Origin of the sequence: Arthrobacter sp. TB 26 (genome assembly GCF_000427315.1) — a bacterium.
Lineage (GTDB): Bacteria > Actinomycetota > Actinomycetes > Actinomycetales > Micrococcaceae > Arthrobacter.
Map to the genome: position 1 here is coordinate 1 of NZ_AUPJ01000489.1, position 4547 is coordinate 4547.

Below are 4547 nucleotides of genomic sequence, written 5' to 3' on the forward strand. Positions count from 1 at the left end.
CGGATCGACGCCGGGTACCTGGCGCGCCTCGTGGCCGAAGGGCGGCTGGGCATGGCGGAAGCCGTGGAAACCGCCGTCGACCTCACCTACAACCTGCCCCTACAGTCCTACGCAGCCCGCGGCTGACCCGGAAGGAATATCAATGACGATACGCTCAGCCGAGGTCCTGGTCAGCAGCCCGGGAAGGAACTTCGTTACGCTGCGCATCACCACCGACGACGGCGTGGTGGGGCTTGGCGACGCCACCGTCAACGGCCGAGAGCTCGCCGTGGCCGCCTATCTCACGGAGCACGTCGTGCCGCTGCTGATCGGGCGCGACGAGGCGAAGATTGAGGACGCGTGGCAGTTCCTCTACCGCAGCGCCTACTGGCGCCGCGGCCCCATCACCATGGCCGCGATTGCCGCCGTCGACGTCGCACTCTGGGACATCAAGGCGAAGGTGGCCGGTCTGCCGCTGTACCAATTGCTCGGCGGCGCCTCACGCACCGGCTGCCTTGCTTACGGCCACGCGTCCGGCACCGACCTGGACGCCCTGTGCGTCTCGATCCAGAACCACCTCGACCAGGGCTTCAAAGCCATCCGCATCCAGACCGGCGTCCCCGGGCTGGGGCAGATCTACGGCGTTGCCGGTGACCAGCGCCCCGGACAGCGCTACGACTACGAGCCCGCCAAACGCCTCCCAAAGCCGGCGGAGGAACTATGGGACACCCGCGCCTACCTCCGCCACGTTCCCGGGGTCTTCGCTGCCGTCCGGGAGAAGTTCGGCCCGGAACTGGTCCTGCTGCATGACGGCCACCACCGGATGACGCCGAACCAGGCAGCCTCGCTGGGGAAGAGCCTCGAGCCATACGACCTGTTTTGGCTGGAGGACTGCACCCCCGGGGAAAACCAGGAGGGCATGCGCCGGGTCCGGTCCCAGACCACCACGCCGCTGGCGATCGGCGAGGTCTTCAACACCGTCTACGACTACCAGACGCTGATCACCGAGCAGCTGATCGACTACGTCCGCTCCGCCGTCACCCACACGGGCGGCATCACGGCGCTGCGCAAACTCATGGATTTCGCCGCGATCTACCAGATCAAGTCAGGCTTCCACGGCCCGACGGACATCTCCCCGGTGGGCCAGGCGGCCCAGCTGCACCTGGGACTGGCGATCCATAACTTCGGCATCCAAGAGTACATGAAGCACTCCGAGGAGACCCTGCAGGTGTTCCGTACCAGCTACACCTTCGAGGACGGGCTGCTGCACCCTGGGGACAACCCCGGCCTGGGCGTTGACTACGACGACGACCTCGCCGCCAGCTTCGAGTACACCCCGGCGTACCTTCCGACCGCCCGCCTGCTTGACGGGACGGTGCACGACTGGTGAACGCCCCCGAAACCACCGCGCGAACCCTTCCGCTCGCGTCCTGCGTCTTGCAGTTGGCTGCCGGGGACGAAGTGGGCGTCGCCACCCGCGATCTCCCCTCCGGGACCAGGCTGCGGGACGCTGCATCGGACACCGCCGGGCACGAGCTGGAAGTCAGCGCCAACGTCCCGCGCGGGCACAAGATCGCGCTGAAGCCGGTCGCCGCCGGCGCGCCGGTGCACAAGTACGGGCAGTCGATCGGCCGCGCCCTGACGGGCATCCGGCCGGGGGACCACGTGCACACGCACAACCTCGGCATGGACGAGGTGAAGCAGGACTACGAGTTCGGCACGGCCCGTGTCAGCCCTGCCGTTCCGGCCGGACCGCGCCCCACGTTTCAGGGCTACCGCCGGGCCAACGGCAAGGTCGGCACCCGCAACTACGTCGGCATCCTGACCTCTGTGAACTGCTCGGCCAGCACCGCCCGGATGATCGCCGACCAGTTCCGCGGCAGCGCCCTTGATGCCTTCCCCAATGTTGACGGGGTTTTTGCCCTGACCCACGGCAGCGGCTGCGGCATGGTGCTGGGCAGCGCGGGCGCCGAAGTCCTGGTCCGTACACTCCGCGGCTACGCGGCGCACCCCAACTTCGCCGGCCTGCTGGTCCTCGGCCTGGGCTGTGAGATGCTGCAGACGGAACGCTTCCTCGACCCGGAAACGGCCCCCGCGCTGATCGAGCGGCTCACCATCCAGGACTCCGGCGGCATCAGGGCCACGGTCAAGGCGGGGGTTGCCCTGATCGACGGGATGCTCCCGGTCATCAACGAACTGCAGCGGGAGCCGGTGGACGTTTCCGAGCTGGTGCTGGGCCTGAACTGCGGCGGCTCGGACGGGTACTCGGGCATCACGGCCAACCCCGCGCTGGGGGTCGCCTCGGACCTGCTGGTCGCCTACGGCGGAACGTCGGCGCTCGCCGAGACGCCCGAGGTCTTCGGGGCCGAGCACCTCCTCACCCGCAGGGCCACCGCTCCCGAAGTGGGGCAGCGGCTGCTGGGACAGCTGAAATGGTGGCGGGACTACGCGAGTTCCGGCGGCGGAAGCCTGGACAATAACCCCTCGCCCGGCAACAAGGCCGGGGGTTTGACTACGATCCTGGAGAAATCCCTGGGCGCCGTGGCCAAGGCCGGCCAGGCAGAGCTGTCCGCCGTCTACGCCTACGCGGAGCCCATGACCAGCCCGGGACTCGTCTTCATGGACACGCCCGGCTACGATCCGGTGTCCGTCACCGGGCTCGTGGCTGGCGGCGCCAACGTCGTCTGCTTTACCACCGGCCGCGGATCCGTTTTCGGCTGCAAACCCGTACCCAGCATCAAACTGGGCACCAACACCGAGCTCTACCAACGAATGCCGGAGGACCTAGACCTCAACTGCGGCGTCATCGTCGACGGCGAAGCGACAGTCCAGGAGGTGGGGGAGCTGATTTTTGCCCGCATCCTCGCCGTGGCATCCGGGGCGCAGACCGTCAGCGAAGAACTCGACCTCGGACAGGAAGAATTTGTGCCATGGCAACTGGGAACCGTGACGTGAGCAGCGGGACGGACACGCTCCGGCGGCCCGCCCCGAGCCCCATCCTGCAGGCGAACCCCGTGGTGGCGGTGCTGCGCGCCGGCCATGCCCGCGACTACGCCCCCGTCATCGCCGCGCTCGCCGACGGGGGAGTCCGGTCGATCGAACTGACGCTGAGCACGGCAGGGGTCTTCGAGTTCCTGCCCGGACTGATCCGGGACTTCGGGGATCAGGTCGAAATCGGCGTCGGCACCGTCACGGCGGAGACGGAGGCCGGCGAGGCCCTCGACGCCGGGGCGCGTTTCCTCGTCACTCCGGTGACCGACAGCGCCATTGTCCGCACCGCCGCGGGGAGGGGAATCCCCGTATTCCCGGGGGGTCTGACGCCAACGGAACTGTTCACCGGATGGCGGGCGGGCGCCACGGCCGTCAAGATCTTCCCCGCGTCGACGGTCGGCCCTGGCTACATTGCCCAGCTCCGGGGACCGTTTCCGGACCTGGCGGTCATCCCCTCCGGCGGAGTCGAAATCGAGGACGCGCCCGGTTGGATCCGGGCAGGGGCCCTGGCGGTCAGCCTCGGCGGCCCGCTCATCGGAGACGCCTTCAAGGGCGGCGACCTTTCCGAGCTGACCCGCCGGGCCCGCAGGGTCAGCCGCCTGGTCGCCGAAGCACGCGGCGCCCGGAGCGCGGGGTGAGCGCCGGGCCGAGCCACGTCGTCACCCTCGGTGAGACGATGGCGCTGATGAAAGCCGCCACCCCCGGGCCGCTCGCCTTCACGGAGTCACTCCGGCTGGGCATTGGCGGCGCGGAAAGCAACGTGGCGATCGCCCTGCGCCGGCTGGGTACCCCGGTCACCTGGGTGGGGCGGGTGGGCGCGGACAGCCTGGGCGACCTGGTCCTGCGGGAGCTGATGGCGGAGGGGCTGGACGTCGAGTGCGGCCGTGACCCCCAAGCTCCCACCGGGCTCATGATCAAGGAACGCCGCACCAATGAGACGGCCAAGGTCTGGTACTACCGCTCCGGAAGTGCGGGATCAACCCTCGCGCCGGAGCACGTTCCCGAACGGAAAATCGCTGCCGCCCGCCTGCTCCACGTCACCGGCATCACCCCGGCGCTGTCCCAGTCCGCCGCGGCGGCGGTCCAGTCTGCCATCGACTGCGCCAAATCCGCCGGCACCCTGGTGTCCTTCGACCTTAACTACCGCGCCGCCCTGTGGCCGAAAGATGCCGCGGCAGCCGCCTTCGAGGCGCTGGTCCGGCAGGCGGACGTGGTGTTCGCCGGCGATGACGAGGCGGCGATCGTCGTCGGCGAGGCGGCCGAACCGCTGGAACTGGCACACCGGCTCGCGGCCCTTGGCCCGGCGCAGGTGGTCATCAAGCTCGGTGCGCAAGGATGCGTGGCCCTCGTGGACGGCGAGGAGCACCAACAGGACGCCATTCCGGTCCGGGCCGTGGACACCGTGGGGGCCGGTGACGCCTTTGTCGGCGGCTACCTCTCCGAACTGCTCGACGGGCAGCCGGTGCGTGAGCGGCTGCTGACCGCCGTGCGCACCGGAGCCTACGCGTGCCTGGTGTCGGGCGACTGGGAAGGGATGCCGCGGCGATCCGAGCTGGGCCTGCTGGGCGCCGCCGAAC

The 4547-nt window shown here is 69.4% G+C and carries 4 protein-coding genes; all 4 read left to right on the forward strand.

Annotated elements, in window-relative coordinates:
* Positions 1–142 precede the first annotated feature (142 nt).
* Positions 143–1369 (forward strand): D-mannonate dehydratase ManD, encoded by a 1227-nt coding sequence (gene manD, locus K789_RS0119030; protein WP_024368138.1) that lies wholly within the window; start codon positions 143–145, stop codon positions 1367–1369.
* Positions 1366–2934, forward strand: a complete 1569-nt coding sequence (locus tag K789_RS0119035) for a UxaA family hydrolase (protein ID WP_024368139.1) — start codon at positions 1366–1368, stop codon at positions 2932–2934. Before manD ends, K789_RS0119035 begins: the two co-directional genes overlap by 4 nt.
* On the forward strand, positions 2910–3608 hold the full coding sequence (locus K789_RS0119040) for a bifunctional 4-hydroxy-2-oxoglutarate aldolase/2-dehydro-3-deoxy-phosphogluconate aldolase (protein ID WP_084507701.1): 699 nt from the start codon (positions 2910–2912) through the stop codon (positions 3606–3608). The genes K789_RS0119035 and K789_RS0119040 overlap by 25 nt, the downstream gene beginning before the upstream one ends.
* On the forward strand, positions 3605–4547 hold a 943-nt coding region (locus tag K789_RS0119045; protein WP_024368141.1), incomplete at its 3' end, for a sugar kinase. The genes K789_RS0119040 and K789_RS0119045, both read left to right, overlap by 4 nt.